At 71.9% G+C, this 25587-nt stretch carries 17 protein-coding genes, 1 tRNA gene and 6 pseudogenes; 18 read left to right on the forward strand and 6 right to left on the reverse strand.

What is annotated here, in order from left to right; genetic code table 11:
- Positions 1-338 precede the first annotated feature (338 nt).
- The 5 genes and pseudogenes from AC38ZX_RS03405 to AC38ZX_RS03425 all read left to right on the forward strand — a co-directional run bounded on the left by AC38ZX_RS03405 (position 339) and on the right by AC38ZX_RS03425 (position 4587).
- A complete protein-coding gene (locus tag AC38ZX_RS03405) occupies positions 339-1613 on the forward strand; it encodes a resuscitation-promoting factor (protein ID WP_426594459.1) in 1275 nt (424 codons plus the stop codon).
- A gap of 178 nt (positions 1614-1791) precedes the next feature.
- A pseudogene (gene rsmA, locus AC38ZX_RS03410) lies at positions 1792-2741 on the forward strand (16S rRNA (adenine(1518)-N(6)/adenine(1519)-N(6))-dimethyltransferase RsmA).
- Positions 2738-3677 (forward strand): annotated as a pseudogene (locus AC38ZX_RS03415) (4-(cytidine 5'-diphospho)-2-C-methyl-D-erythritol kinase). Before rsmA ends, AC38ZX_RS03415 begins: the two co-directional pseudogenes overlap by 4 nt.
- 48 nt (positions 3678-3725) lie before the next feature.
- Positions 3726-4058 carry an ArsR/SmtB family transcription factor gene (locus AC38ZX_RS03420; protein ID WP_491296344.1) on the forward strand — a complete coding sequence of 111 codons (333 nt, stop codon included), beginning with the start codon at positions 3726-3728 and terminating at the stop codon, positions 4056-4058.
- Positions 4059-4113: 55 nt separating this feature from the next.
- A complete protein-coding gene (locus AC38ZX_RS03425; protein WP_491296345.1) occupies positions 4114-4587 on the forward strand; it encodes an SRPBCC family protein in 474 nt (157 codons plus the stop codon).
- A gap of 91 nt (positions 4588-4678) precedes the next feature.
- On the opposite strand, the gene AC38ZX_RS03430 is transcribed toward AC38ZX_RS03425, so the two are convergent.
- Together AC38ZX_RS03430 and AC38ZX_RS03435 are read right to left on the reverse strand one after the other, a co-directional pair.
- Entirely contained in the window at positions 4679-5086 is a 408-nt protein-coding gene (locus AC38ZX_RS03430) for a hypothetical protein (RefSeq protein WP_491296346.1), read from the reverse strand.
- The gene (locus AC38ZX_RS03435) at positions 5029-5916 is read right to left on the reverse strand and encodes an LCP family protein (RefSeq protein WP_491296347.1); all 888 of its coding nucleotides are present in this window, start codon (positions 5914-5916) and stop codon (positions 5029-5031) included. The genes AC38ZX_RS03430 and AC38ZX_RS03435 overlap by 58 nt, the downstream gene beginning before the upstream one ends.
- A 96-nt stretch (positions 5917-6012) precedes the next feature.
- On the opposite strand from AC38ZX_RS03435, the gene AC38ZX_RS03440 reads away from it, so the two are divergent.
- Positions 6013-7863, forward strand: coding sequence for an ABC-F family ATP-binding cassette domain-containing protein (locus AC38ZX_RS03440; protein ID WP_491296348.1), 1851 nt, complete (start codon positions 6013-6015; stop codon positions 7861-7863).
- Between the two features lie 26 nt (positions 7864-7889).
- On the opposite strand, the gene AC38ZX_RS03445 is transcribed toward AC38ZX_RS03440, so the two are convergent.
- From AC38ZX_RS03445 to AC38ZX_RS03455, 3 genes are read right to left on the reverse strand one after another with little or no spacing between them, the layout of a single operon-like run.
- Entirely contained in the window at positions 7890-9071 is a 1182-nt protein-coding gene (locus tag AC38ZX_RS03445) for an MFS transporter (RefSeq protein ID WP_491296350.1), read from the reverse strand.
- Positions 9068-9583: a MarR family winged helix-turn-helix transcriptional regulator gene (locus tag AC38ZX_RS03450; RefSeq protein ID WP_426594467.1), complete on the reverse strand. Its 516-nt coding sequence runs from the start codon at positions 9581-9583 to the stop codon at positions 9068-9070. Before AC38ZX_RS03450 ends, AC38ZX_RS03445 begins: the two co-directional genes overlap by 4 nt.
- Before the next feature lie 10 nt (positions 9584-9593).
- Positions 9594-10199 carry a TetR/AcrR family transcriptional regulator gene (locus tag AC38ZX_RS03455; RefSeq protein WP_426595866.1) on the reverse strand — a complete coding sequence of 202 codons (606 nt, stop codon included), beginning with the start codon at positions 10197-10199 and terminating at the stop codon, positions 9594-9596.
- A gap of 118 nt (positions 10200-10317) precedes the next feature.
- Between AC38ZX_RS03455 and AC38ZX_RS03460 the strand changes: the two genes are divergently transcribed.
- From AC38ZX_RS03460 to AC38ZX_RS03510, 11 genes and pseudogenes are all read left to right on the forward strand, one after another.
- Positions 10318-10389, forward strand: a tRNA-Gln gene (locus AC38ZX_RS03460).
- An 86-nt stretch (positions 10390-10475) separates the two neighbouring features.
- Positions 10476-11162, forward strand: coding sequence for a phosphatase PAP2 family protein (locus AC38ZX_RS03465; protein ID WP_491296352.1), 687 nt, complete (start codon positions 10476-10478; stop codon positions 11160-11162).
- 361 nt (positions 11163-11523) lie between these two features.
- Positions 11524-11706: pseudogene (locus tag AC38ZX_RS03470) on the forward strand (SulP family inorganic anion transporter); the annotation flags it as partial.
- 175 nt (positions 11707-11881) lie between these two features.
- A pseudogene (locus AC38ZX_RS03475) lies at positions 11882-12516 on the forward strand (SulP family inorganic anion transporter).
- Between the two features lie 11 nt (positions 12517-12527).
- Positions 12528-13205: an STAS domain-containing protein gene (locus tag AC38ZX_RS03480; RefSeq protein ID WP_491296353.1), complete on the forward strand. Its 678-nt coding sequence runs from the start codon at positions 12528-12530 to the stop codon at positions 13203-13205.
- Positions 13206-13296: 91 nt separating this feature from the next.
- Positions 13297-14797 (forward strand): annotated as a pseudogene (gene glmU / locus AC38ZX_RS03485) (bifunctional UDP-N-acetylglucosamine diphosphorylase/glucosamine-1-phosphate N-acetyltransferase GlmU); the annotation flags it as partial.
- Positions 14798-14882: 85 nt separating this feature from the next.
- Positions 14883-15866, forward strand: a complete 984-nt coding sequence (locus AC38ZX_RS03490; protein ID WP_426594470.1) for a ribose-phosphate diphosphokinase — start codon at positions 14883-14885, stop codon at positions 15864-15866.
- A gap of 9 nt (positions 15867-15875) precedes the next feature.
- On the forward strand, positions 15876-16505 hold the full coding sequence (locus AC38ZX_RS03495; protein WP_491296354.1) for an SIMPL domain-containing protein: 630 nt from the start codon (positions 15876-15878) through the stop codon (positions 16503-16505).
- A gap of 287 nt (positions 16506-16792) precedes the next feature.
- On the forward strand, positions 16793-17416 hold the full coding sequence (locus AC38ZX_RS03500) for a 50S ribosomal protein L25/general stress protein Ctc (protein WP_426594472.1): 624 nt from the start codon (positions 16793-16795) through the stop codon (positions 17414-17416).
- Positions 17417-17547: 131 nt separating this feature from the next.
- A complete protein-coding gene (gene pth, locus AC38ZX_RS03505; RefSeq protein WP_426594473.1) occupies positions 17548-18165 on the forward strand; it encodes an aminoacyl-tRNA hydrolase in 618 nt (205 codons plus the stop codon).
- A 124-nt stretch (positions 18166-18289) separates the two neighbouring features.
- Positions 18290-19812 (forward strand): annotated as a pseudogene (locus tag AC38ZX_RS03510) (sugar transferase).
- Positions 19813-19816: 4 nt separating this feature from the next.
- Here AC38ZX_RS03510 and AC38ZX_RS03515 read toward each other — a convergent pair.
- Positions 19817-20422: an acyltransferase gene (locus tag AC38ZX_RS03515; RefSeq protein ID WP_491296355.1), complete on the reverse strand. Its 606-nt coding sequence runs from the start codon at positions 20420-20422 to the stop codon at positions 19817-19819.
- A 223-nt stretch (positions 20423-20645) separates the two neighbouring features.
- Between AC38ZX_RS03515 and AC38ZX_RS03520 the strand changes: the two genes are divergently transcribed.
- Positions 20646-25364: a DUF4082 domain-containing protein gene (locus AC38ZX_RS03520; RefSeq protein ID WP_491296357.1), complete on the forward strand. Its 4719-nt coding sequence runs from the start codon at positions 20646-20648 to the stop codon at positions 25362-25364.
- Positions 25365-25587 lie beyond the last annotated feature (223 nt).

The raw sequence follows: 25587 nt of genomic DNA on the forward strand, positions 1-25587 counted from the left end.
GCGGCCCTGCGTTCACACAATCTCCTCGTCTGTTGCCGAACCTGCTCTGACGTGGGTCGATGCACCGAAGATCCGCATGATCACCTGGGTCTGACGCCCAGCGGCTTGGCTTTTTGATCACGATACGGTTACGGTCGGGGCGCTCCGAGAAACTGGACAACGGCCCACGTGGGCCGTCGACCGCCCTCCCGGAGCCGACGGGGCCCGCCACCGGTGGGCCGCCGTGACGGCCGGATCGGGGATCCGGAACCGACGGTTGACGCCTCCCTCCAGGCGTCTGCACGAGCCCGCACCAGGGGTTCACCGCCGGGTGTCGCACCGCGGCACGACCGCACCCCGTGCCCGGGCACCTCGACGGCTGGAGCCTCGTGCAGTTCTCGACCCTGAACCCCTTCGCGCGCGCTGCGCAGCCTCACGACGACGCCACCTCGGCACCTTCGGACGGCACGGCACCCGACACCACGACCGCGAAGGGCCATCGGTCGATGCGCACTCGCGTCCTTCCCATCTCGGCGGCGACCCTCGCCCTCGTCCTCGCGGGCGGCACAGCGGCCTTCGCCCACGCCCAGAAGACCGTGACGCTGGACGTCGACGGCAAGGTCGACAAGGTCACCACGTTCGCCGGCTCGGTCGACGGACTGCTCGACGGGCAGCACGTCACCGTCGGCAGCCGCGACGACGTGAGCGCGAGCGGCTCGCTGAGCGAAGGCGCAGAGATCGTCGTGCGGCACGCGCACCGGATCACGGTGAACGTGGACGGCACGCGGACCGCGCTCTGGACGACGGCCCTGTCCGCCGACGCCGCGCTGGACACCCTCGCGTCCCGCGGCCAGTCGGTCGCCCTGATCGCGTCCCGGTCCGCCGACCGCGCCGAGCTGCCCCTGGACCTGACCGTGACCGGTCCGGCCGAGGTGCTCGTCGACGGCACGACCCTCCCGGTCCCGGACGCCGACACGACCGTCGCGCAGGTGCTCACCGAGAAGAAGATCGTGCTGCAGCCGTTGGACCTCGTCTCGGTGCGGCACGCCGACACCGGTCGCGTCCAGGTGGTCGTGAACCGCGTCGTCGAGCAGGACGTCACCTCGACCGTCGCGGTCCCCTTCACGTCGAGCGAGCAGGCCGAGCCGACGCGCTACGTCGGTCAGAAGCGCGTGCTCACGGCCGGTGTCGCCGGGGTGCGCACCGTCGTCGAGCACGTGACCACGGTCGACGGCGTCGAGTCGGCGCGGACGCCCGTCTCCGACACCGTCACGCAGGCGCCGGTCGCCGAGGTGGTCGGGGTCGGCAGCAAGGCGCGACCCGTCGTCGCCAAGGCGCCCGTCGCCAAGGCACCGGTCGCTGCCGGGTCCCCGGTCACGGCCGGTGGGTCCGCCGACTCGCTCAACTGGGCCGCGCTCGCCGCGTGCGAGTCGGGCGGCAACCCCGGCTCGGTCTCCAGCAGCGGCAAGTACTACGGCCTCTACCAGTTCTCGCTGAGCACCTGGGCAGCGGTCGGCGGGTCCGGCCTGCCGTCGCAGGCGTCCGCGGCCGAGCAGACGGCCCGCGCCAAGATGCTCTACAACCGCTCGGGCGCCGGCCAGTGGCCCGTCTGCGGGAAGAACCTCTTCGGCTGAGCGAGCTCGTCGCGAAGCCTCCGGACCGGAGGCTGAGCGCACCCACGCGAGGCCTCCGACCGGAGGTCGAGCGTCCCTCTCGCGGGGCCTCCGTCCGGATCGGGCGGAGGCCTCGTGCCGTTTCCCGATGGACCGTCGCGGTGTGGGCAGGTCCGACGACTCGCCTAGGCTCGGGCGCATGTCGAGCATCGAGCTGCTGAGCGCCACGGAGATCCGTGACTCGCCGCACGCGCGGGGATCCGGCCGACCAAGCAGCTCGGGCAGAACTTCGTGCTCGACGGCGGGACCGTGCGCAAGATCGTCCGGCAGGCCGACGTGCGGGCGGGCGACCGCGTGGTCGAGGTCGGGCCCGGCCTGGGCTCGCTGACGCTCGGGCTGCTCGAGGCCGGTGCCGACGTGGTCGCCGTCGAGATCGATCCCGTGCTCGCCCGCCTCCTGCCGTCGACCGTCCTCGCCCACCTCCCGGGTCTGACGGTGCTCGAGGGTCGCGACGACGCGCCCGTCGTCCTGCGGGACGCCGACGGTCGCGACCGGCTGACGATCGTGCTGTCCGACGCCCTCGAGGTGCGCGCCCTGCCCGGCCCCCCGCCCGTGGCCCTCGTCGCGAACCTTCCGTACAACGTGTCCGTGCCGGTCCTGCTCACGTTCCTCGAGCGGTTCGACTCGCTCGAACGCGTCCTCGTCATGGTGCAGGCCGAGGTCGCCGACCGCCTCGCTGCGCCGCCGGGCAGCCGCACGTACGGGGTGCCGTCCGCGAAGGCCGCCTGGTACGCGTCGGCCCGGCGGACCGCGACCGTCGGCCGCACGGTCTTCTGGCCCGCCCCCAACGTCGACTCGGCGCTGGTCCGGTTCGACCGCCGTGAGCCGCCGACCACCACCGCCTCGCGCGAGGCGGTGTTCGCCGTCGTCGACACCGCGTTCGCGCAGCGCCGCAAGATGCTCCGATCGGCGTTGTCCGGCCTCGCAGGATCGCCGGATGCCGCTGTGGCGGCCATCCAGGCCGCCGGCGTGGACCCGCAGGCGCGCGGCGAGGTCGTCGACATCGCGGGGTTCGCCGCCATCGCAGCGGCCCTGTCTGCGGCCTCCGCCGCCGCGCGCCCCGAGGAACCTGGCAGGGTGGAACCGTGACCCTGACCCCCGTCGCGCCGCTGCCCGAGCACGAGGTACGGGTCCGCGCGCCGGGCAAGGTCAACCTGTCGCTGCGCGTCGGCCCGCTCGAGGCCGACGGCTACCACCCTGTCTCGACGGTGTTCCAGGCGGTGTCGGTGTTCGAGGAGGTCGTCGCGACCCCCGCCGAGCGTCGCACCCTGACCGTCAGCGGTCCGCAGTCCGAGCACGTTCCGACCGACTCGACCAACCTCGCCCTGCAGGCCGCCCGGCTGGTCGCCGCGCGCGCGGGCATCGACGACGGTGTGCATCTGCACCTCCACAAGGGCGTCCCGGTCGCCGGGGGGATGGCCGGGGGGTCCGCCGACGCGGCCGCGGCGTTGATCGCGTGCGACGCGCTCTGGCGCACCGGGCTCTCGCGGGACGACCTGCTCGAAGCTCGCCGCCGAGCTCGGGTCCGACGTGCCGTTCGCGCTGTCGGGCCACACCGCCGTCGGTACCGGCCGCGGGCACCTGCTGACGCCCGCGCTCAGCCGCGGCGAGTTCCACTGGGCGTTCGCCGTCCAGGACCGCGGTCTGTCGACCGCTGCCGTGTACGCCGCTTTCGACCGGCTCGCCGACGCGCCCAGGATCCCCGACGCCGAGGACGACGTGCCGCTCATGCAGGCCCTGCGCGCGGGTGACCCGCGGGCGCTCGGCGCCGCCCTGCACAACGACCTGCAGCTCGCCGCGCTGTCCGTCGACCCCGGTCTCGCCGAGCCGCTGGCGGTCGCGCAGGACGCCGGGGCGCTCGGCGTGGTGCTCTCCGGGTCCGGTCCGACCGTCGCCGCCCTCGGCCGCAGCCGTCAGCACGCGCTCGTGCTGGCCGCCGCCTTCACCGCCTCCGGCGTCGCGGACCGCGTCCTGACCGCCGTCGGCCCCGTCGCGGGTGCGCGCGTCGTGAGCTCGACCGACTGATCACCCCCGTGCTTGACTCCCGGGTTCCGACCACCAATACTTAAGCACATGCTTAAGCATGACGATCTGGACAAGGTCTTCAAGGCCCTGTCCGACGCGACCCGCCGGGCGATGGTCGAGCGCCTGGTCCGGGGGCCCGTGTCGGTCAGCCAGCTCGCCGAACCGTTCGTGATGTCGCTCCCGGCCGTCCAGCAGCACCTCGCCGTGCTCGAGGACGCCGGGATCGTGTCGTCGCACAAGATCGGTCGGGTCCGCACCGTCCAGCTGTCCGCGGGCGCGCTCGCGCCCGCGGGGGAGTGGCTGGGCCGACAACGGCTGCCGGCCGAGCGGCGGCTCGACCGCCTCGGTGCCTTCCTGGCCGACCCGCCCTTGTCCCCCTGAATGCAGCCGGAAAACACCCCACCGGCCGTTCGTCGGCCCTCCGAGAGGAATCATCATGTCCACCGGGACCAGCACCGACAGCACCGTCGCGCACGCCACGTTCGTCATCGACCGCACGTTCGACGCGTCGCTCGACCGCGTCTGGGACGCGTTCGCCGTCGCCGAGCAGCGCGCGCAGTGGTTCGGCGGCGACGACAGCTTCACGGCCACCGAGGACACCCAGGACTTCCGCGTCGGCGGCGGAGCCGTGAACGACGGGCAGTGGCACGGTGGCCCGACCAGCCGCTTCGTCGCGACCTACACGGACATCGTCGACAAGCAGCGGATCGTCTCCACGTACGACATGTGGGTGGGCGGCGAGCACCTGTCGACGTCCGTCACGACCACCGAGCTCGCGGTCGTCGACGGCGGCACGCGTGTGGTCTACACGGAGCACGGGGTGTTCCTGGACGGCAAGGACGACGGCTCGCAGCGCGAGGCCGGCTCGCGTGGCATCTTCGACGCGCTGGCCGCCTACCTCGCCCGCTGAGCGGCGCCGGCCCGACCCCGTCGCTCACCGGCCGCACACCGGGGCGACGGATCCCCCTGCGATCCGTCGACCCGAGGTGCGGCCTCGTCGCTCACGAGCAGGTCGACGACGCGTCGGCCGAGGTGAGCAGCCCGCCCGGCGGCTTGTATGCCGGCACTGACGGCGCGGCGGTGGTCGCTGGGACCGTAGCGGTCGGCGCCGACACCGGGCCATCGGATTGCGGTTGGTCGGACCCGTCACCGGCCGCTTCGCCGATCGGCTGGTCGGCGGAGATCCGGGACCGCAGGGCCGCGTCCGCCGGCACCCCCTCGACCCGCCCGCTGTGGGTACGCGACGGCACGGTGGGCATCGAGACGAACACGATGTGGTCCGCGCGCACGTGTCGCAGCGAGAGGCCCAGGCCGGTCAGGTCCTGCAGGGACGCGAACCCGTCGCTGGCCGTCAGAGACTTCGTCGCCGCCCGCGCGAAGCCGAGCGACGCGCCGGGATTCGAGAGCACCGAGGAGTCAGCACCTTGCGCGCCATCGCCGCCATCAGGTCGTGCTGGCGCAGGATGCGCTGCGTGTCGGAGCCGTCGCCGATGTTGTACCGGGCCCGCGAGAACTGCAGCGCGGTCTGGCCGTCGAAGACCTGCTGCCCCGCCGTGACGTGCAGGCCGGTCTTCGGGTCGTCGTAGTTCCGCGTCAGGCAGATCGGCACGCCGCCGATGGCGTCGACCATCGCCTGGAAGCCGACGAAGTCCAGCAGCAGGAACCCGTCGAGCCGCACGCCCGTGAGCGACTCGACCGTGCGCCACGTGCAGGCGGCGGCAGTCGCCAGGTCCTGGCTCCTGTCCCATCCGACGGCGAACGCGTTGTTGAACTGGTCGTCGTGCTTGGCCGGGATCGTGGTGCCGGTCTTGGTCGTGCACGTCGGGCGGTCCACCAGGAGGTCGCGGGGGATGGACACCAGCTCGATCCGGCTCCGGTCCGCCGAGATGTGGGCGACGATCGTGGTGTCCGAGTGCATCCCGTCGTTGGCCCCGCCGATCGCCGCGTTCGCGCCGCTGCGGTCGTCGGAACCGAGGACGAGGACGTTCACGGGCGATCCGCTGCGTCCGTCGGCGGGCGCCGACGCTGAGGAGGACGCGGTGGGCTCGGGGCGGTCGCCGAGCAGCCCGGACAGGTCGCCGGCGTTGGTGATGTTCGCGTTGAGGTCGCGGTAGACGGCATACGCGGCCCCGGCGCCGAGCGCGAGCACCGCCACGAGCGTGATCGCCGTGACGCGGACGACCGTGCGGGCCGTGGGCCGACGACGACGTCGGGCATGCTGTGCATCCGCTGAGCGCATGCTTCGGACGCTAGGCCGCAGGTCAGGGGCTGTGCCGGCACTTGCGTGGAGATCCCGTCGAGGGTGTGTGCACGTGTGCGGGTAATCTTCACGCCGATGGCTCACCTACTCGGCGCGGACCGCGTCACGCTCACGCTGGGCACCCGGACGCTGCTGGACGAGGTCTCCCTCGGTCTGGACGACGGTGCGCGCATCGGCGTGGTCGGACCCAACGGTGCCGGCAAGTCCACGCTCCTGCGCGTGCTGTCCGGCCAGCAGGAGCCCGACGCCGGCCGCGTCACGCGCGCGGGCGGCGTGCGGATCGTCGTGCTGGACCAGCGCGACCAGCTCGCACCCGGTCGGACCGTCCTGGACGTGGTGCACGGGTCTGCCGACGAGCACGAGTGGGCGGCCGACTCGCGGATCCGCTCGGTGCACGCGGGCCTGCTCGCCGACGTGTCGCTCGACACCGAGGTCGACACGCTCTCCGGCGGGCAACGCCGCCGGGTCGCCCTGGCCGCGCTGCTCGTGCGCGACGACGAGGTGCTCGTGCTCGACGAGCCGACCAACCACCTCGACGTCGAGGGCGTGGCGTGGCTGGCCGAGCACCTGGTCGAGCGGTTCGGGCGCGGGCAGGGCGCGCTCGTCGTCGTCACCCACGACCGGTGGTTCCTCGACGCCGTCTGCACCCGGACCTGGGAGGTCCACGACGGTGGGGTGGACCAGTACGAGGGCGGGTACGCGGCCTATGTGCTGACGCGGGCGGAGCGGGCCCGCACCGCCTCGACGGCCGAGGACAAGCGGCAGAACCTGCTGCGCAAGGAGCTCGCCTGGCTCCGCCGCGGGGCTCCGGCGCGCACCTCGAAGCCCAAGTTCCGCATCGACGCGGCCAACGAGCTGATCGCCGACGAACCGCCCCCGCGGGACCAGCTGTCGCTCACGCGCATGGCCACGGCGCGGCTCGGCAAGGACGTGCTCGACATCGAGGACGCCTCCGTCGTCTTCCCCGGTGTCGACGGCGCACCCGAGCGCGTCCTGCTGCACGACATCACCTGGCGGCTCGGTCCCGGTGACCGGGTCGGGCTGGTCGGCGTGAACGGCGCCGGGAAGACGTCGCTGCTCCGGCTGCTGTCCGGCCGCCTGGAACCGACGACCGGCCGGGTCAAGCGCGGCAAGACCGTTCAGGTGGCCGAGCTGCGCCAGGACGTGGAGGACCTCGACGAGCTCGCCGGGCTGCGCGTGATCGAGGTGATCGAGCAGGAGAAGCGGTCGGTCGTCGTCGGCGGCAAGGAGCTGACGGCGGCGCAGCTGGTCGAGCGGCTCGGCTTCGACCGCGAGCGCTCGCGGACCCCGGTCAGGGACCTGTCCGGCGGAGAGCGCCGACGACTGCAGCTGCTCCGGCTCCTCGTCGGCGAACCGAACGTCCTGCTGCTCGACGAGCCCACCAACGACCTCGACACCGACACGCTCGCCGCGCTCGAGGACCTGCTCGACGGCTGGCCGGGGACCCTGATCGTCGTCTCGCACGACCGGTACCTGCTCGAGCGCGTCTGCGACCGGCAGATGGCACTCCTCGGAGACGGCCTCCTGCGCGAGCTCCCCGGCGGCGTCGAGCAGTACCTGACCCTGCGCCGGACCGCGATCGCTGCGGGCGGCTCGGTGGCCTCGGTCCTCGACGCCCGGCCGGCCGGCACGGTGAGCGATGCGGCGCCCGACCGATCGACCCCGGCGCCCGTCGCACCGGCACCGAGCGAGGCCGAGCTGCGCACCGCCCGCAAGGAGATCGCGCGCATCGAGCGCCGCCTGTCCCGGATCGCCGACCAGGAGTCGGCCATCCACCACAAGATGTCCGAGCAGGCGACCGATCACCAGGCCGTGCTCGCCCTCGACGCGGAGCTGCGAGCGCTGGCCGCCGAGAAGGACGACCTGGAGACCGCCTGGATGGAAGCCGCCGAGATCGTCGGCTGAGGCCGGTAGACGGCGTCGGACGTGGGTCAGGCCGGCGTGGGCGCAGGCCGAACTGATCGCAGCGCCAGCCCCGACGCACTTGCCATGGTGACCACGGCGACGAGCACGACGGCCAACGGCCCCGACCACCCGTTGGACGCCGTGTGCACGGCGCCGAGCACGGACGGCCCGAGCGCCCCGGCCGTGTACCCGACGGACTGCACGGTCGCCGACATCCGCCGCGCGGCGGCCTGGGAGCCGGCCGAGGACGCGATCACGGTGAAGATCACGGTGAAGTTCCCGCCCTGCGCGGCACCGGCACAGACGCACCAGACCGCCCACCACGAGGGCGCGACGAGCAGGCCCAGGGGGAGCGCCAGCCAGAACAGCGCGATGCCCGCCGACACGAACGGCAGAGGCACGCGCCGCGCCAGGACGAGCGGCACGGCGACGCCGCCCACCATGCCGAACAGCTGGAACAGGGCGGCCGCGCCGCCGGCACCGGTCGGGGCTAGCCCGAGCGTGTCGTGCAGGATCGAGGGCAGCCACGCGCTGACGGCGTAGTACCCGAACGCCTGCCCGGCGAACGCGACGGCCAGGAACCAGGTCACGGGTCGACGCCACACCGAGCCCCCGGAGGCGGCCAGGACGGGCGGTGCGACGTCGTCGCGCCGCGGGTAGGCCCTGCGCCAGACCACGAGCGCGACGATCGCCAGCAGCCCCCACGCGGCGAGCGCCCACCGCCAGCCGATCGCGGCGGCGAGCGGCGCGGTGAACACGGTGGTCAGTACGGCTCCGCCGTTGAGCCCGGCCGTGTAGAGGCCGGTGACGCGCGCGACGGACGACGGGAAGTCGCGCCCGATGACCACCGGCACCGCGACGTTCCCCGCGGTGATGGCGACGCCGATCAGGACGGTGCCGGCAAGGGCGAGCCCGAAGCCGCCGGACGAGCGCAGCAGCGTGCCGACGAGCACGGTCACCAGCGACGCCGCGACGACGCGCGAGGTGCCGAGCCGCCCGAGGAGCACGGCCATCAGGGGCGTGAGCAGCGCGAAGCAGAGCACCGGGACGCCGGTCAGGAGCCCGACGCCGGCGGCGGACAGGCCGAGGTCGGCACGCACGTCGCCGACCACCGGCGCCAGCGCCGTGATCGGCGCGCGCAGGTTCAGGGCGTAGAGCAGGACCGCGGCGAGAAGGAGGCCCCGAGACGCGGAACGGACGGTCGTCAAGACGCGTCGAACGGTGCGACGACCTCGCGCAGCAGCGCCGCGAGCTGGTCGCGGTCGCGCTCGTCGAGATCGCCCAGCAGGCCGCGCTCGACGTCGAGCAGGTCGGCGAAGGCGGCGTCGACCCGGGCGAGTCCGGCCGCGGTGAGCTGGACGAGCACCCCGCGCCGGTCGTCGGGGGCGGGCAGCCGCTCGACCAGCCCGTGCTCGGCCAGCCGGTCGATGCGGTTGGTCATGGTGCCGCTCGTGACGAGCGTCTGGGTCAGCAGCGCGCCGGGCGACAGCTGGTACGGGGAGCCCGCGCGCCGCAGCGCGGACAGGACGTCGAACTCCCACGTCTCGAGATCGTGCCGGGCGAACGCGGACCGTCGTGCGAGGTCCAGGTGCCGGGCCAGGCGGCTCACGCGCGAGAGCACGGTCAGGGGGCGGACGTCGAGGTCGGGTCGCTCGCGCTGCCAGGCGAGGACGATCCTGTCGACCTCGTCCCGTGCGCCGGCGCGATCCGGGGGTGCCATACGGCCGAGATTACTCGACGTCGAGAGATGTCAGCATCGGACGCCGCTCGAGCCCCGACAGGCCGTTCCAGGCGAGATTCACCAGGTGCGCTGCCACCTGGTCCTTGCTGGGCCGGCGAGCGTCCAGCCACCACTGCCCGGTGAGGGCGACCATGCCGACGAGCATCTGGGCGTACATCGGCGCGGTCTTCGGGTCCTGGCCCTGCTTCCGGAACTGGTCGGCCAGCAGGTGCTCGACCTGGGTGGCGACGTCACCGATCAACGACGAGAACGTGCCGGTCGCCTGGGCGACGGGGGAGTCGCGCACGAGGATCCGGAAGCCGTCCTCGGACGTCTCGATGTAGCCGAGCAGCGCGAGCGTGGTCCGTTCGACGAGCGCCTTGGGGTGGCCGCCTTCCTCGAGGGGAACGCTGAGCGCGCGGGTCAGCGCCTGGATCTCCCGGTCGACGACGACCGCGTACACGCCCTCCTTGCCCCCGAAGTGCTCGTACACGACGGGCTTGGACACCTCGGCGCGCGCCGCGATCTCCTCGACGCTCGTGCCGTCGAAACCCTTCTCGGCGAACAGGCGCCGCGACACGTCGAGCAGCTGTGCTCGGCGCTGCGTCCCGGTCATCCGGGTACGGGCTGTGCGCTTGGGGTCGGTGGCCACGCGCCCATCATGCCGTGACCGGGTGCGCAAACCTGTGCGTCCGCCCTGGCAGACTTGGCGACGAGGCGGCATGAGCCGCCGGTCCGCCCTGGTGTAACGGCAGCACGCCGGCCTTTGGAGCCGTGCAGTTCAGGTTCGAATCCTGAGGGCGGAGCAGCACAGCAGCGCGCCGCGGCGCGGCGCAGCGCAGCAGCAGCCTGGCCGCCCGGACCCGGCCGAGGCTCGCTAGCGTGGTCTCGCATGACGCCTGAGACGGCCAGCGAGCGCCGCGACCGACGGGTGGTGCGTGCCGTGCTGCCGGGGCTCGTCCTGGTCGCCGTGGGGCTGGCGGTGTTCTTCTCCGTTCTCGACGCCGTCCGCGAGCGCGACGACCTGTGGCATCTCGACCAGCCCGTGCTGGACTGGCTCGTCGCCCACCGGACCGACGCGTGGACAGCGGTGCTCGCGACCATCACCTTCGTCTCGGGTCCGGTGATCCTGCCGATCGTGGTGGGCGTCGGCGCTCTGATCTGGGGCCTGGCGCGGCGCGAGTGGTGGCGGCCCCTGCTCCTGGCAGGCGCGATGCTCGGGTCGTCGCTCCTGGGACTGGCGGTCAAAGGGTTGGTCGACCGGCCGCGGCCGCCGAGCGACACGATGGTCGTCCCCGGTGCCGAGCTGACCGCCTCGTTCCCGTCGGGGCACACGCTCGGCACCGCGACCCTGCTCCTCGTCCTCGGCTACCTGGTGTGCAGCCGTCGCCCGACGCCCGCGCGGCTCGTCGCGTGGGGTGTCGTGACCGTCGTCGGCACGACGGCGGTGGCACTCAGCCGGCTCTATCTCGGATACCACTTCCTGACCGACGTGGTCGCGGCCGTGGCGCTCGCCGTGGCCGTGCTCGGCGTGGTGTCGATCATCGACCGGCTCCATACCGCCTCCGCGCATCCCTAGCGGTCGTGGTCCAGCGACGTACCCAGCGGACCCGGTAGGAGGGTGCGGGCGGGGGTCACGATCGAACCACCGCGCACCACACCGTCATGTGTCAGGCCAGGGCCTCCGTCGGCGAGCTTGAGGCGTCGGCCGGCGGCTGGGAGGGGACATCCCCGTGCCGGCGCGCAGGCCGAGTCGTCGAGCCTGCCCAGCGTTCGACGATCGCGCCCTGGCACGCGCACGGGTGCACCCGGTCGCGACACCGAAGTTCTCGGAGTCACACGGTCTCGGCCCTGCTAGCGTGCGCGTTCCGGGCCTCTCGTCAGTGCGGCTCGGCAACGACGCCGCAGATGGCACCGGTCGTGAAGGAGGCGGGCCGCGCATGAGCCGAGGCCGGACCAGCCGTGTGCCGCTCATCGGCGCGCTGCGGACGTACGACCGCTCGTGGCTGCGCACCGACGTCGCCGCGGGTGTCGCCGTCGCGGCGCTCATCGTCCCCAAAAACCTCGGCTACGCCGGCATCGCCGGCATCCCGCTGCAGAACGGCCTCTACGCCGCCGCGGCGGGCGCGATCCTGTACGCGATCTTCGGCACCAGCAAGCAGATCTCGACCGGCCCGAGCGGGCCTGGCAGCCGTGGCGGCGAGCGCCGTCCTCGCGACGGGGATCGCGGGCGACGACGTCGCGACGTTCGTCGCGGGGATCACGCTCGTGTCCGGACTCGTTTTCGTCCTGCTCAACGTGCTGAAGATGGGCTGGATAGCGCAGTTCCTCTCGCGCGCCGTGGTGACCGGCTTCCTGTTCGGGGCCGCGATCGACGTCGTCATCGGTGGCTCCCCCAACTCACGGGGACCAAGACCTCCGGCGACAACCCGATCCAGGAGCTGGGGTCGTGGCTGGGCACGCTGGTCGACCTGAACCGCGCGACGGCGATCGTGGGCGTGGTCGCTCTGGCGACCGTGTTCGGGCTGCGTCGGATCGCGCCGCGCATCCCAGGCGCACTCGTTCTGGTCGTCGGCGGGCTGCTGGCCAACTGGCTGCTCGACCTGGGCGAGCACGGGGTCGCGCTCGTCGGCGACGTCCCGCGCGGGCTGCCGTCGCTCGTCGTGCCGGACCCGACGCTGCTGCGCAACCACCTCGCGACCGTCCTGCTCGCCTCGGTCGCCCTCGTCATGATCGGGTTCTCGCAGACGGCCGGTGACGCACGCACGTTCGCCGCGCGGCACCGCTATCGCGTGGACATCGACCAGGAGTCGCTCGCCCAGGGCGCCGCCAACATCGGGGCGGGTCTGTTCCAGGGCATGCCCGTCTCGACGAGCCTGTCGGCGACTCGCTCAACGACCGCACCGGCGCGCGCTCGCCCGTCGCGTCGTTGACGTCGGGCGTGATGGTCATCCTCACGCTCCTCCTGCTCGCGCCCCTGTTCTCGGGCCTGCCGACCGCCGTGCTCGCGGCGATCATCATCGAGGCCGTCGTCATGGGGATGATGGACGTGGCCGGCATGCGCCGGTTGTTCCGGGTGCACCGGTTCGACTTCTGGATCGCGATCGTCGCGCTCGTCAGCACGCTCATCGTCGGGGTGCTGGCCGGCGTGCTCATCGGTATCGGCCTGTCGCTCCTGTGGCTCGTCTCGGTGGCCACCCGCCCGCCGCTGCCCCTGATGGCCCGGGAGCGCGGGACGCAGGTGTTCCGGGAGATAGACGAGTACCCAGACGACGAGGTGGAGCCCGGACTCGCAGTCATCCGGATCGACGGCGGCCTGTTCTTCGCCACCGCGGACGCGCTCGAGGACCGGGTGCGTGAGGTGGTTGCGGACCATCCCGGGCTGAACATCATCGTCATTGACTGCGGAGCCATCGCGATCGTCGACTCGCAGGGCGCCGGGATCCTGCACGCGATCCTGGACCTCGCCGACGACCAGGGCGTGACCGTCCGCCTGGCCCGGGTCAAGCCCGCGGTCCGCGAGACCCTCGACCGGGACGGTGTGGTCGAACGGCTCGGCGTGGACCGGATCCACGGGAGCGTGCACCGCGCGGTCGAGGCCCACCGGGGTCAGCGCCCGTGAACTGCCGCACGGCCGCGCGACGGTAGAGTTCACGGTGCGCACGAGATCCGCCGCCCGACCTCTCGGGCAGATCCGCGAGGAGCACCCACAGGTGACGTTCCCCCGCCCGGCAGCCGTCGTCGTCCTCGCCGCAGGCGAAGGAACGCGGATGCGCTCGGCGACACCCAAGGTCCTGCACACGCTGGCCGGCCGGAGCATGCTCGGTCACGCGCTGGCCACGGCGCGGGCGCTCGACCCCGGTCGCGTGCTCGTGGTCGTCCGGCACGAGCGGGACCAGGTCGCCGCGCACGTGACCGAGATCGATCCGCAGGCGCTGCTGGCCGACCAGGACGCGATCCCGGGCACGGGCCGCGCCGTCCAGGTCGCCATGACGGGCCTCGACGCCGCCGCACAGGCCGACGCGGCGGGCGACGGGACCGCCGGCTCGGCGACGGACGCGCTGGTCGTCGGTGCCGTCGTCGTCATCGCCGGGGACGTCCCCCTGCTCGACGCGGCCACCCTGCACGAGCTGCTCGAGGCGCACCACGCGGACGGCAACGTGGTCACGGTGCTCACCACCGAGGTCGCCGACCCCACGGGCTACGGCCGGATCCTGCGCGAGCCCGGCACCGGCGACGTGCTGGGCATCGTCGAGGAGCGCGACGCGACCGACGAGCAGCGGTCGATCGCCGAGATCAACTCGAGCATCTACGTCTTCGACGCCGCCGTGCTACGTGGTGCGCTCGGCCGTCTGGGTCGGGACAACGCGCAGGGCGAGGTCTACCTCACGGACGTGCTCGCGATCGCACGGACCGACGGGGGCCACGTGCGCGCGCTGCGCACCGACGACCCGATGCTCGTCGAGGGCGTCAACGACCGCGTCCAGCTCTCCGTCCTGCGCGCCGAGATGAACCGCCGGATCCTCGAGGACTGGATGCGCGAGGGCGTGACGGTGATCGACCCGGCCACCACCTGGGTGGACGTGGACGTGGAAGCTCGAGCGCGACGTGACGATCCTGCCGGGCACCCAGCTGCAGGGCGCGACGGTGGTCCGTGAGGGCGCCACGGTCGGCCCGGACACCACGCTGACCGACGTCGAGGTGGGCCCGGGCGCCACCGTCGTGCGGACGCACGGCAACCTCGCGGTCATCGGCGCGGGCGCCAGCGTCGGGCCCTTCGCCTACCTGCGCCCCGGCACGGTCCTGGGCGACGACGGCAAGATCGGCACCTTCGTCGAGACGAAGAACGCGCAGATCGGCACCGGCTCGAAGGTCCCGCACCTGTCCTACGTGGGCGACGCCACGATCGGTGAGCACACGAACATCGGCGCGGCCTCGGTGACGGTCAACTACGACGGCGTCAACAAGCACCGCACGACGATCGGCTCCTACGCCCGCACGGGCGCGGACAACATGTTCGTCGCGCCGGTCACGGTCGGAGACGGCGCCTACACCGGTGCCGGCAGTGTCATCCGCCGCGACGTGCCCTCGGGTGCGTTGGCCGTCAGCGCCGGTGCGCAGCGCAACATCGAGGGCTGGGTCGCGCGCTCGCGCGCCGGCACCGCGGCGGCTGCGGCCGTCACGCGGCCGGTAGAACGCGGCGACCTCTCCCCGCAGGCGCGCGCGGGCTGGGCCGCGCCGCCACGGCCGCACAGGCAGCCCCCCCTGCAGTCCCCACCGACCCTAAGGACTCCGCCCGATGACCGGGATCGTCTCCTCGGACAGCGAGAAGCGCCTGGTGCTGCTCTCCGGCCGCGCCCACCCCGACCTGGCCAACAACGTGGCCGCCCACCTGGGCATCGAGCTGTTGCCGACCACCACGTACGAGTTCGCCAACGGCGAGCTGTACACCCGGTTCGGCGAGTCGGTGCGCGGCGCCGACACCTTCGTCCTGCAGTCGCACGGGTCGCCCATCAACACCTGGATCATGGAGCAGCTGCTCATGGTCGACGCGCTCAAGCGGGCCTCCGCCAAGACGATCACCGTCGTCGCCCCGTTCTACGGCTACGCCCGCCAGGACAAGAAGCACCGCGGGCGCGAGCCGATCTCCGCGCGTCTCATGGCCGACCTGTTCAAGACGGCCGGCGCCGACCGTCTGATGAGCGTCGACCTGCACGCCGCGCAGATCCAGGGCTTCTTCGACGGCCCGGTCGACCACCTGTGGGCGATGCCGATCCTCACCGACTACGTGCGCGGCCGCGTGGACACCTCGAACGTCACGGTCGTCTCGCCCGACGCCGGCCGCATCCGCGTCGCCGAGCAGTGGGCCGCCAAGCTCGGCGGGGGGCCGCTGGCGTTCGTGCACAAGACGCGCGACATCCGCAGCCCCAACAAGACGGTCGCCAACCGGGTGGTCGGCGACGTCGAGGGCCGCAGCTGCGTGCTCGTCGACGACCTCATCGACACCGCCGGCACCATCGCCGGTGCCGTCCGGGTGATCCTCGAGGCGGGGGCGAAGGACGTCATCGTCGCCGCCACCCACGGCGTGCTGTCCGACCCGGCCGCCGAGCGGCTGCAGGGCTGCGGCGCCCGTGAGGTGGTCATCACCGACACCCTGCCGATCGCCGACGAGCGCCGCTTCCCCAAGCTGACCGTCCTGTCGATCGCCCCGCTCATCGCCCGCGCCATCCGCGAGGTGTTCGACGACGGCTCGGTCACGTCCCTGTTCGACGGTCAGGCCTGAGCGGTGCCGATGGGCGGCCCTCCCGACGACGAGCGACGCGGTCCCCGCGGGGGCGTCACCGTCCGGGGGGCCGGTGAGGTGCTCACCGCGCCCGACGTCGTCATCGCCGAGCTGGGTGCCGAGTCCCGCGGGCTCGACGCCGGGCGCGCCCTGCTGCTCGCGAGCGCGGCGCTGACCCGGATCACCGACTCGCTGCAGGCGGGGGGTCTCGACGCCCGCGCCCTGCAGACCCGGGGGACGTCGTCCTGGACCGACGGCGACCACACGGTCGCCCGGATGGACCTGAGCGTGACCCTGCGCGGCGTGGACACCGCCGGGGACCTGCTGGGCGCCGCCGTCACCGCGGGCGGTGACGAGGCGCGCCTCGGCACCCTGCGCTACGCGGTCAGCGACCCGACCGCGGCCCAGGCGTCCGCACGAGAGCTCGCGTGGGCCGACGCCGTGGCGAAGGCCACGCACTGGGCGACGCTGGCCGGCCGCGCGCTGGGCGAGGTCGTCTGGGTCCAGGAGGGCGTCGCGGACGCCGCGCCGACGTTTGCGCGGGTCGCGGCCGCTCCCATGGGCCTGGCGATCCCGGTCGAGGCCGGCGAGCAGGCCGTCCGGGCCGACGTCACGGTCCGCTACGCCTGGGCCGACTGACCGTCTGGGGTTGGGAGCACCCCGTCGCCTCGGGTAGGCTCTACAGGTTGCCTCGGCGAGGGACGAAGGACGGTCGGACGGAACGGCGCTCATCATGTCAAGGGTGGCGTCGGGCCGGCACGGCCCCTGAGCTTCCGTGATCGACTGGGCGTGCCGCCTCCGCGTGCCCGTCCCACGTCCCGCGTCGAGGCCACCACCACTCTGTTCTTGTACGCGTCGTCCACACGACGCTTCTCTCGTACCGACCGCTCGCGGACACTGCGCGGGCGCCTACTCCCGGAGTCACCATGGCTGAGATCAAGCTCGTCGCCACCGCCCGTTCCGAGTTCGGCAAGGGCGCCGCGCGCCGCCTGCGCCGTGCCGACCAGATCCCCGCGGTGCTCTACGGCCACGGCTCGGACCCGCAGCACGTCGCCCTCCCGGGCCACCAGACGATGCTCGCCGTCAAGCAGGCCAACGCCCTGTTCTCCATCGAGCTCGACGGCAAGACGACGCTGGCGATCACGAAGGACGTCCAGCGCGACGTCGTCAAGAACACCATCGAGCACGTCGACCTGCTGATCGTGCGCCGTGGCGAGAAGGTCACCGTCGACGTCCAGGTCACCGTCGTCGGCGAGTCCTACCCGGGCACGATCCACGTCTTCGAGACGCAGGCGCTGTCGCTCGAGGTCGAGGCCACGCACATCCCGAACGAGGTCCAGGTCTCCATCGAGGGCCTGACCGGTGGAACGTCCATCACCGCGGGCGAGATCACCCTGCCCGAGGGTGCGACCCTGCTGTCGGACCCCGACCTGACCGTCATCGCGATCAGCGTCCCGCACGCCTCCGCCGACGACCTGGCCGCCGAGGCTGCCGCGTCGGAGATCGCCGCGTCGCAGTCGGCCGCCAGCGCCGCCGCCGCCGAGGCGTGAGCCGTCCGCTCTAGCTGATCGCCGACGCCCGGTACCGTTCCTGACGGTGCCGGGCGTCGTGCACTCTGCCCGTTCCACGACTGCCGCTCCACGACTGCCCGTTCCACGACTGCCCGCACCGAGGAGGCGACATGACCGACGGACCCTGGCTGGTCGTCGGCCTGGGCAACCCTGGCGCGAAGTACGCCGGCAACCGTCACAACGTGGGTCAGATGGTGCTGGACGAGCTGGCCAGGCGCCACGGTGCGACGTTCGGGTCGGGCGGCGGTCGGCTGTTGTCGCGCCCCCAGGCCGTCGTCGCGGAGGCTCGGCTCGGGGTCCTGCCGGGCGGTGTCCCGGGCCCTCGGGTGATCCTGGCCAAGCCGACGACGTACATGAACACGTCGGGCGGACCGACGTCCGCGCTCGCGAAGTACTACGACGTGCCCCTCGAACGTACAGTCCTGGTGCACGACGAGCTCGACATCCCGTTCGCGGACGTCCGGCTCAAGAGAGGCGGCGGCGAGGGCGGTCACAACGGCCTGCGCGACACCACGCGCGCGCTCGGCTCGAAGGACTACGTCCGCGTCCGGGTCGGCGTCGGCCGGCCGCCCGGCCGCATGGATGCCGCCGACTTCGTGCTGCGCGACTTCGCCAAGGTCGAGCTGAAGGACGTCCCGTGGCTGGTGGACTCGGCCGCCGACGCGGTGGAGACTCTCGTCACCCAGGGCCTCGAGCAGGCCCAGCTGCGGTTCCACACCAAGGCGTGAACGTCCTTTCCACCCGGGTGAACACCGGGTGAAAACGGACATATAGGTCTATCTCCGGCCATACCTGTCGACATAGCCTCCAACCCGGACAGACGTACTACTTCATTCGTCGACGGGCAGAGACATGACGATCCTTGGGGATCCGGCTGACGACCTGGACGTTCTCCTCGAACGTCGCAGGGCCGCCGCCGGACCGCGACGCTCCTGGGCGTCGGGTGAGCCGTTCGTGACGCACCCCCGCGAGCCGTTGGCCTCGTACGACGCAGCGAACTGGGGGAGCGAGTCCCGTCGGTACGTCCAGCAGTCCGTCGCGACGGACGTCGCCATCAGCGCGCTCGTCCTCGCGACCGTCCTCGTGCTGTTCCGGCCCTACACCGACGGCACCGCCTGGTGGGCCGTGGTCGTCGCCGTCTCCTTCCTTGTACTGGTCGCCGCCGGCCGGGGGTACGACCACAAGCACGTCGGCGACGGTCCCGGCGAGTTCCAGGCGATCTTCCGCGCGGGCGTCGGCTCGGCCGCGGTGGTGGCCCTCGGCAGCGTCGCCGTCGGTGTCGTGCTCCCGCGCGTCCTGGTCGCCCTCATCGTCGTCGTCCTGACCTTCAGCGTCGCGCTCGGCCGGTACGCGCTCCGTCGTTCGCTGCACGGTCGGCGCTCCAAGGGCATGGCGATGGCCCGGACCCTCGTCGTCGGCGACGCCAGCTCGGTCCACTCGGTGATCTCGGACCTGCGCCGCTCGACCTACCACGGCTACCAGGTCGTCGGTGTGTGCCTCCCGGCCGTCACCGACGAACCGCCGCAGGACGGCGTGCCGACCCTCGGTGCGCTGGCGGACATCCCTCAGGTCGCCTACGACCACCAGGTCGACACGGTCATCGTCGCGGGCAGCGAGCTCGCCGGAGACGCGCTCCGCCGCCTGTCGTGGGCACTCGGACGTGCACAGGTCGACCTCGTCGTGGCCCCGGGCCTCGTCGAGGTGCTCGGCCCCCGCGTCCAGCTGCGCCCGACCGCCGGCCTGTCCCTGATCGAGGTCGAGACCTCGTCCCCGCGCCGACGTCGGCTGGCCAAGGCGACGCTGGACCGCACGCTCGGCGTGCTCCTGCTCCTCGTCGCGCTGCCGGTGATCATCACCGCGGCGGTCGCCGTCCGGGTGACCAGCCCGGGCTCGCCGTTCTTCCGTCAGCGTCGCGTCGGCGTCGACGGTCAGGAGTTCACGCTCTGGAAGCTGCGGAGCATGTACGTCGACGCGGAGGCGCGTCGGGCAGCCCTGCTCGAGAGCAGCGACCGTGACGGCCTCATGTTCAAGATGCACTCCGACCCCCGCATCACGAAGGTCGGTCGCCTGATCCGGCGGTACTCGGTCGACGAGGTGCCCAGCTGTGGAACGTGGTCAAGGGCGACATGTCGCTCGTCGGCCCGCGCCCGCCGTTGCCGGCTGAGGTCGACGAGTACCACGACGCCGTCAACCGCCGCCTGCGCGTGCGCCCCGGGCTCACCGGTCTGTGGCAGGTCAGCGGTCGTGCCGACCTGTCGTGGGACGAGTCGATCCGGCTGGACCTGCGGTACGTCGACAACTGGTCCGTCACCATGGACCTGCTGATCCTCTGGAAGACGGGCCGTGCGGTCTTCGGCGGCTCCGGCGCCTACTGAGGCGTCACTGGATCACGAGGTTCAGCACGCCGTCGATCTCGACGTACAGCTCGTCGGTGATCGGGCACGTCCACGTCTCGTCGCCCTGCTCCTCGAGCGGGGCGCCGGCCCGGCCCACCCAGCGGATGCGCCTCGCCGGCACGCCCGCGACGAGCGCGAAGTCCGGGACGTCCTTGGTCACCACCGAGCCGGCCGCGACGAGCGCCCAGCGACCGATCGTCACCGGCGCGACACAGACCGCGCGCGCGCCGATCGAGGCACCCGTCCGGACCGTCACCCCCACGGCGTGCCAGTCGTCCGCGGACTTGAGCCCGCCGTCGGGGGTCACCGCGCGCGGGTAGTAGTCGTTGGTGAACACCACCGCGGGCCCGACGAAGACGCCGTCCTCGAGGACCGCCGGCTCGTACACCAGCGCGTGGTTCTGGATCTTGCACCGGTCTCCGACGACCACGCCCGGCCCGATGTAGGCGCCCCGGCCCACGATGCACTCCTTGCCGACGACGGCGCCCTCGCGCACCTGGGCGAGGTGCCAGATCCGGGTGCCGTCGCCGACCGTCGCGCGCGGGTCGACGTCGGCCGAGGGGGCCACGGTCGGGCTGTTGTCGGGCACGGTCGCTCCTTGTGGGTCGGATTGCCTGGTGGTCCGATTCTGGCCCACCTGGGGGCACCGCTACGTCATCTGGGCGATTGTCCGTGTCACGCCGGGTGATATCCGGACAGAACGGGCGTCAACGTCCGAGATGTCCCATATCGTCCGGTATCAGAGCCTTCGTGCGAGACCCATGTCCTGGTAGCGCACCCACCTGAGCTCGTTCTCGACACTCGGAGTCCTCATGAGCCCCCGCAGCACCTTCCGCCGCAACGTCGGGTTCGTCGTGGCACTGGTCGCGAGCGCAACGCTCGCTGTCACGGCCATCCCCACGGCGGCCTCGGCGGCGACCGACCCGTGTGCCGCGGGCGGCAACCCGATCATCTGCGAGAACTCCAAGCCGGGTGCCGACCCGTCGGAGTGGGACATCAACGGCGCGGGCTCCGACAACATCCAGGGCTTCTCCACCGACATCTCAGTGAACGTCGGGGGCACGATCGGGTTCAAGATCAAGACCGCTGTGTCGGCGTACACGATCGACATCTACCGGACCGGCTACTACGGCGGTCTCGGTGCCCGCAAGATCGCGTCGGTGACGCCGTCGGTCAAGCTGCCGCAGATCCAGCCCCAATGCGTGACGGACGCGACGACCGAGCTCTACGACTGCGGCAACTGGGCGCAGTCGGCCAGCTGGACGGTGCCGACGACCGCCGTCTCCGGCGTCTACATCGCTCACCTCACGATCACCGCGACCGGCGAGGACAGCCAGATCACGTTCGTCGTGCGCAACGACGCCAGCACCTCCCAGATCATCTACCAGACGTCAGACCCGACGTGGCAGGCGTACAACACCTACGGCGGCTCCGACTTCTACCAGGGTGCTGCGAACGGTAGGGCCTACAAGATCAGTTACAACAGGCCCGTCGTGACGCGCGGCTACGCGGGCGGCCGGGACTTCTACTTCAGCAACGAGTACCCGATGGTCAGATTCCTCGAGGCCAACGGGTACGACGTCAGCTACATGGCAGGGGTGGACTCGGACCGGTACGGAAGCCTGCTCAAGAACCACAAGGTGTTCCTGTCCGTCGGGCACGACGAGTACTGGTCTGCCGCACAGCGTGCCAACGTCGAGGCTGCGCGTGACGCCGGCGTGAACCTGGCGTTCTTCAGCGGCAACGAGGTCTACTGGCGCACCCGGTACGAGAACTCGGTCGCGGGACCGTCGACCGCCTACCGGACCCTCGTCTCGTACAAGGAGACGTGGTCGAACGCGAAGATCGACCCGACAGACCAGTGGACCGGGACCTGGCGCGACCCACGCTTCGCGCCACCGTCGAAGGGTGGCGGCGTACCCGAGAACGGGCTCACCGGCACTATGTACGTCTCGAACGCGTCGGACATGCCGATCACGGTCTCGTCGGCCGAAGGAAAGCTTCGCATCTGGCGGAACACCGGCCTGTCGAGCCTCGCCACCGGCACCAGCGCCAGCCTGGCTCCGCACACCGTCGGCTACGAGTCGGACGAGGACCTGGACAACGGGTTCCGGCCGTCCGGCCTGATCCACATGTCGACGTCGACCGGACCGTCGGCCCAGATCATGCAGGACTTCGGCAGCACGGTCCTGCCCGGAACCACGACGCACCACATCACGCTGTACCGAGCGGCCAGCGGCGCGCTCGTCTTCTCGGCCGGGTCGATCCAGTGGGCGTGGGGACTGGACCAGAACCATGACGGGGACACCCCCGCGCCCGCTGACGCGAGGATGCGGCAGGCGACCGTGAACCTGCTCGCGGACATGAAGGCACAGGCCGGCTCGCTCCAGTCCGACCTCGTCGCTGCCACGGCGTCGACCGACACGACAGCCCCGACCACGATCATCACGTCGCCGGCGGCGGGGGCCGCGGTGGCCAATGGTGCGACCGTCACGCTCACCGGGACGGCGTCGGACGTCGGTGGTCAGGTCGCCGGGGTCGAGGTGTCCATGGACAACGGCGCCACCTGGCACGCCGCGACAGGCACGACGAGCTGGACGTACACCTACGTCCAGTCGGGTCAGGGGGCGGTCCCGGTAATGGCTCGCGCCATCGACGACAGCGCGAACATCGGCACGCCGGCCACGCGCAGCTTGACCCTTTCGTGCCCGTGCAGTGTGCTCGGCACCAAGGTCCCGGCGGTACCCGCCGCGGACGACGGTGCGGCCGTTGAGCTCGGTCTGCGCTTCGCGGCCGCGACGACCGGGTATGCCACGGGTGTGCGCTTCTACAAGGGCGCGGGTAACACGGGTACCCACACCGGTCGGCTCTGGAGCGCGACGGGCCAGCTCCTGAGCACGGTGACGTTCACCAACGAGACTGCGACGGGATGGCAGTCGGCCCAGTTCGCGACCCCGGTCCCGCTGGTCGTCGGTACGGAGTACGTCGTCTCTTACACGGCATCCGTCGGCCACTACGCCGTCGCGGCCAACGCGTTCTCCTATCGTGGAATCGCCGCGACCCCGCTCTCGGTGCCCGGTGGGTACGGCGTGGCGGCGCCGGGCACCTACGGTGCGCCCGGCACGTTCCCCGCGGACAGCTACGACTCGAGCAACTACTACGTCGACGTTCTGTTCAACACAATCGACGCGACCCCGATGACGATCGGCGGCGGTCAGCCGCTCGCTGGTTCGACCAGCGTCCCGGTCGGGACGCCCGTGAGCGTGGTCCTCTCGAAGCCGGCGGCGGGCACCCCGACGCTGACCCTCACGAAGACGGGAGGTTCGACGGTGGCCGGCAGCACGGTGTACACGGCTGCCACGCGGACGCTCACGTTCACACCGAGCGCGGCGCTCACGTCGTCGTCGACATACACGGCTGCAGTCGCCGCGGTCGACTCCACAGGGGCGGGCATCCAGGGCGCGAGCACGTGGTCCTTCACGACGGCCGCGCCGGCTCAGGTCGCGGGGGCCGCGACGGTGTCGCTCTTCGACGACTCGACGGTTCCTACCACCTTGGAGGCGGCGGACCCCGCCGCGGTCACGCTCGGCGTCAGATTCGCCAGCAGCACGGGTGGCGTCGTGAGCGGCGTCCGGTTCTACAAGGGGCCGAACAACACCGGCACCCACGTCGGAGCCCTGTGGGCGCTGGGTGGTTCGACGCCCCTCGCGCAGGCGACGTTCACGGGTGAGAGCACCCAGGGCTGGCAGACAGTGACGTTCGCGACGCCGGTGCACATCAACAAGGACACCGAGTACGTCGCGTCGTACCGCACGACCGTCGGCGAGTACTCGGCGACCGTCGGTGCTTTCTCCGGCCTCGGTGTGCAGCGTGCGCCCCTGCGGACCGCCGTCGACAGCGGGATGTACTCCTACGCCAACAGCTACCCGGGATCGACGACCTCGACCAGCTATCTCGTCGACGTCATCTTCACCCAGGACGCCGTGCAGCTCGCGGCGACCGCCCAGGCACCCGCGAACGGGGCGCTCGGCGTGGCCCCGTCCGTGCCCGTGAGCGTGACGTTCAACGCCCCGCTCGCGGCGGGCGCAACCCTGACGCTCACCGCCGGCGCGACCGCCGTGCCGGGGACGACCGTCAAGTCCTCGGACGGCCAGACGCTGACCTTCACGCCGTCCGCTGCCCTGGCTTCCTCGACGGCCTATACGGCGACCGCCAGCGGCCTGGTCTCGACCGGAGGCTCGACGCTGGCGCCGCAGACCTGGTCGTTCACGACCGCCCAGGCCGGGGGGTGCCCGTGCACGTTGTTCGGTTCGGCCGTGCCCTCGACGCCGGCTGCGAACGACTCGTCCTCGGTGAAGCTCGGGGTCGCGTTCACGCCGACCGCGACCGGCGTCATCACGGGCGTGCGGTTCTACAAGGGGACGGGTAACGGCGGTACGCACGTCGGGACGCTGTGGAGCTCGACCGGGACTGCCCTGCGCACGGTCACGTTCTCCGGCGAGTCGGCCACGGGCTGGCAGACGGCGACGTTCGCAACCCCCTACGAGGTGACGCCCGGGACCACGTACGTAGTCTCCTACCTCGCGCCCCAGGGGCACTACGCGGCGGCATCGTCGGCCTTCGTGGCGGATTCGGTCGTGGGACCGTTGACGGTCCCGGCCGCTGGCAACGGCCGCTACAAGTACGGGTCGGGTGGATTCCCGACGGACACGTGGCAGCAGTCCAACTACTTCGTCGACGTCGTCTTCACGACCGCACCGCCGAGCGCGCCGACGGTGACGGCACAGACGCCGGCGAGTGGTGCGACGGGTGTCTCGACGGCGACCACGGTGGTGTCGACCTTGTCGAAGGTGCCTGCCTCGGGCACGCCGGTGATCGCGCTGACCGGCCCCGGCGGGGCGGTCGTGGGGACGAGCACGTTCGACTCGAGCACCCTTCGGGTCACGTTCACCCCGTCCGCGACCCTGGCGCTCGGAACGTCGTACTCGGTGGCGACGAGCCTCGCCGGTGTGGCCCTCGGATCGGGGGCTTGGTCGTTCACGACCACCACCGCCGCCGTACCGGCACCGGTGTCCTTGTACGCCGACACCGACATCCCGGTGAACGCGTCGTGGAACGACACCAACGCCGTTCAGGTCGGCACTCGGTTCACCACCAGTGCGCCCGGGACTGTCACTGCCGTCCGGTTCTACAAGGGTGCTGCCAACACCGGAGCGCACACGGTCTATCTGTGGAACGGCTCGAACGCGCTGATCGGCACGGCGGCGTCGACAGCCGAGTCGGCGTCCGGATGGCAGACGGTGAAGTTCGCCACGCCCGTCGCGGTGACGCCGGGTCAGACGTACACGGCCTCGTACTACTCGACGACCGGGATGTACGCAGTCACCGTGAACGGCCTGGCCGCCGTCCGGACGGTCGGGCCGCTGTCGACGATCGCCACGGGTGGGGCCTACCTATACGGCACCTCCTTCCCGGCCAACCCGTCCTCGGCGTTCTACGGGGTCGACCTCGTGTTCGTTCCGGCCGGCTGACATCGCACTCCGAGACCCGTGACCGACCTCCTCCGGGGTCGGTCACGGGTCTCGGTTCGTTGCGGGTCAGCAGGCGGATGACCTGGACCGAGACGCCGGGTGAACGTGTGCCGCCGATCGGGTGTTCACCCCGCCGGACGGGGGTGAAAATGTCCGGTTTCTGCGGACATGCCCCCCTAGGGGTAGGGACACTGGTCCCTCACGAGATCAAAGGGGCGACACG

Source organism: Cellulomonas sp. McL0606, from assembly GCF_058248365.1.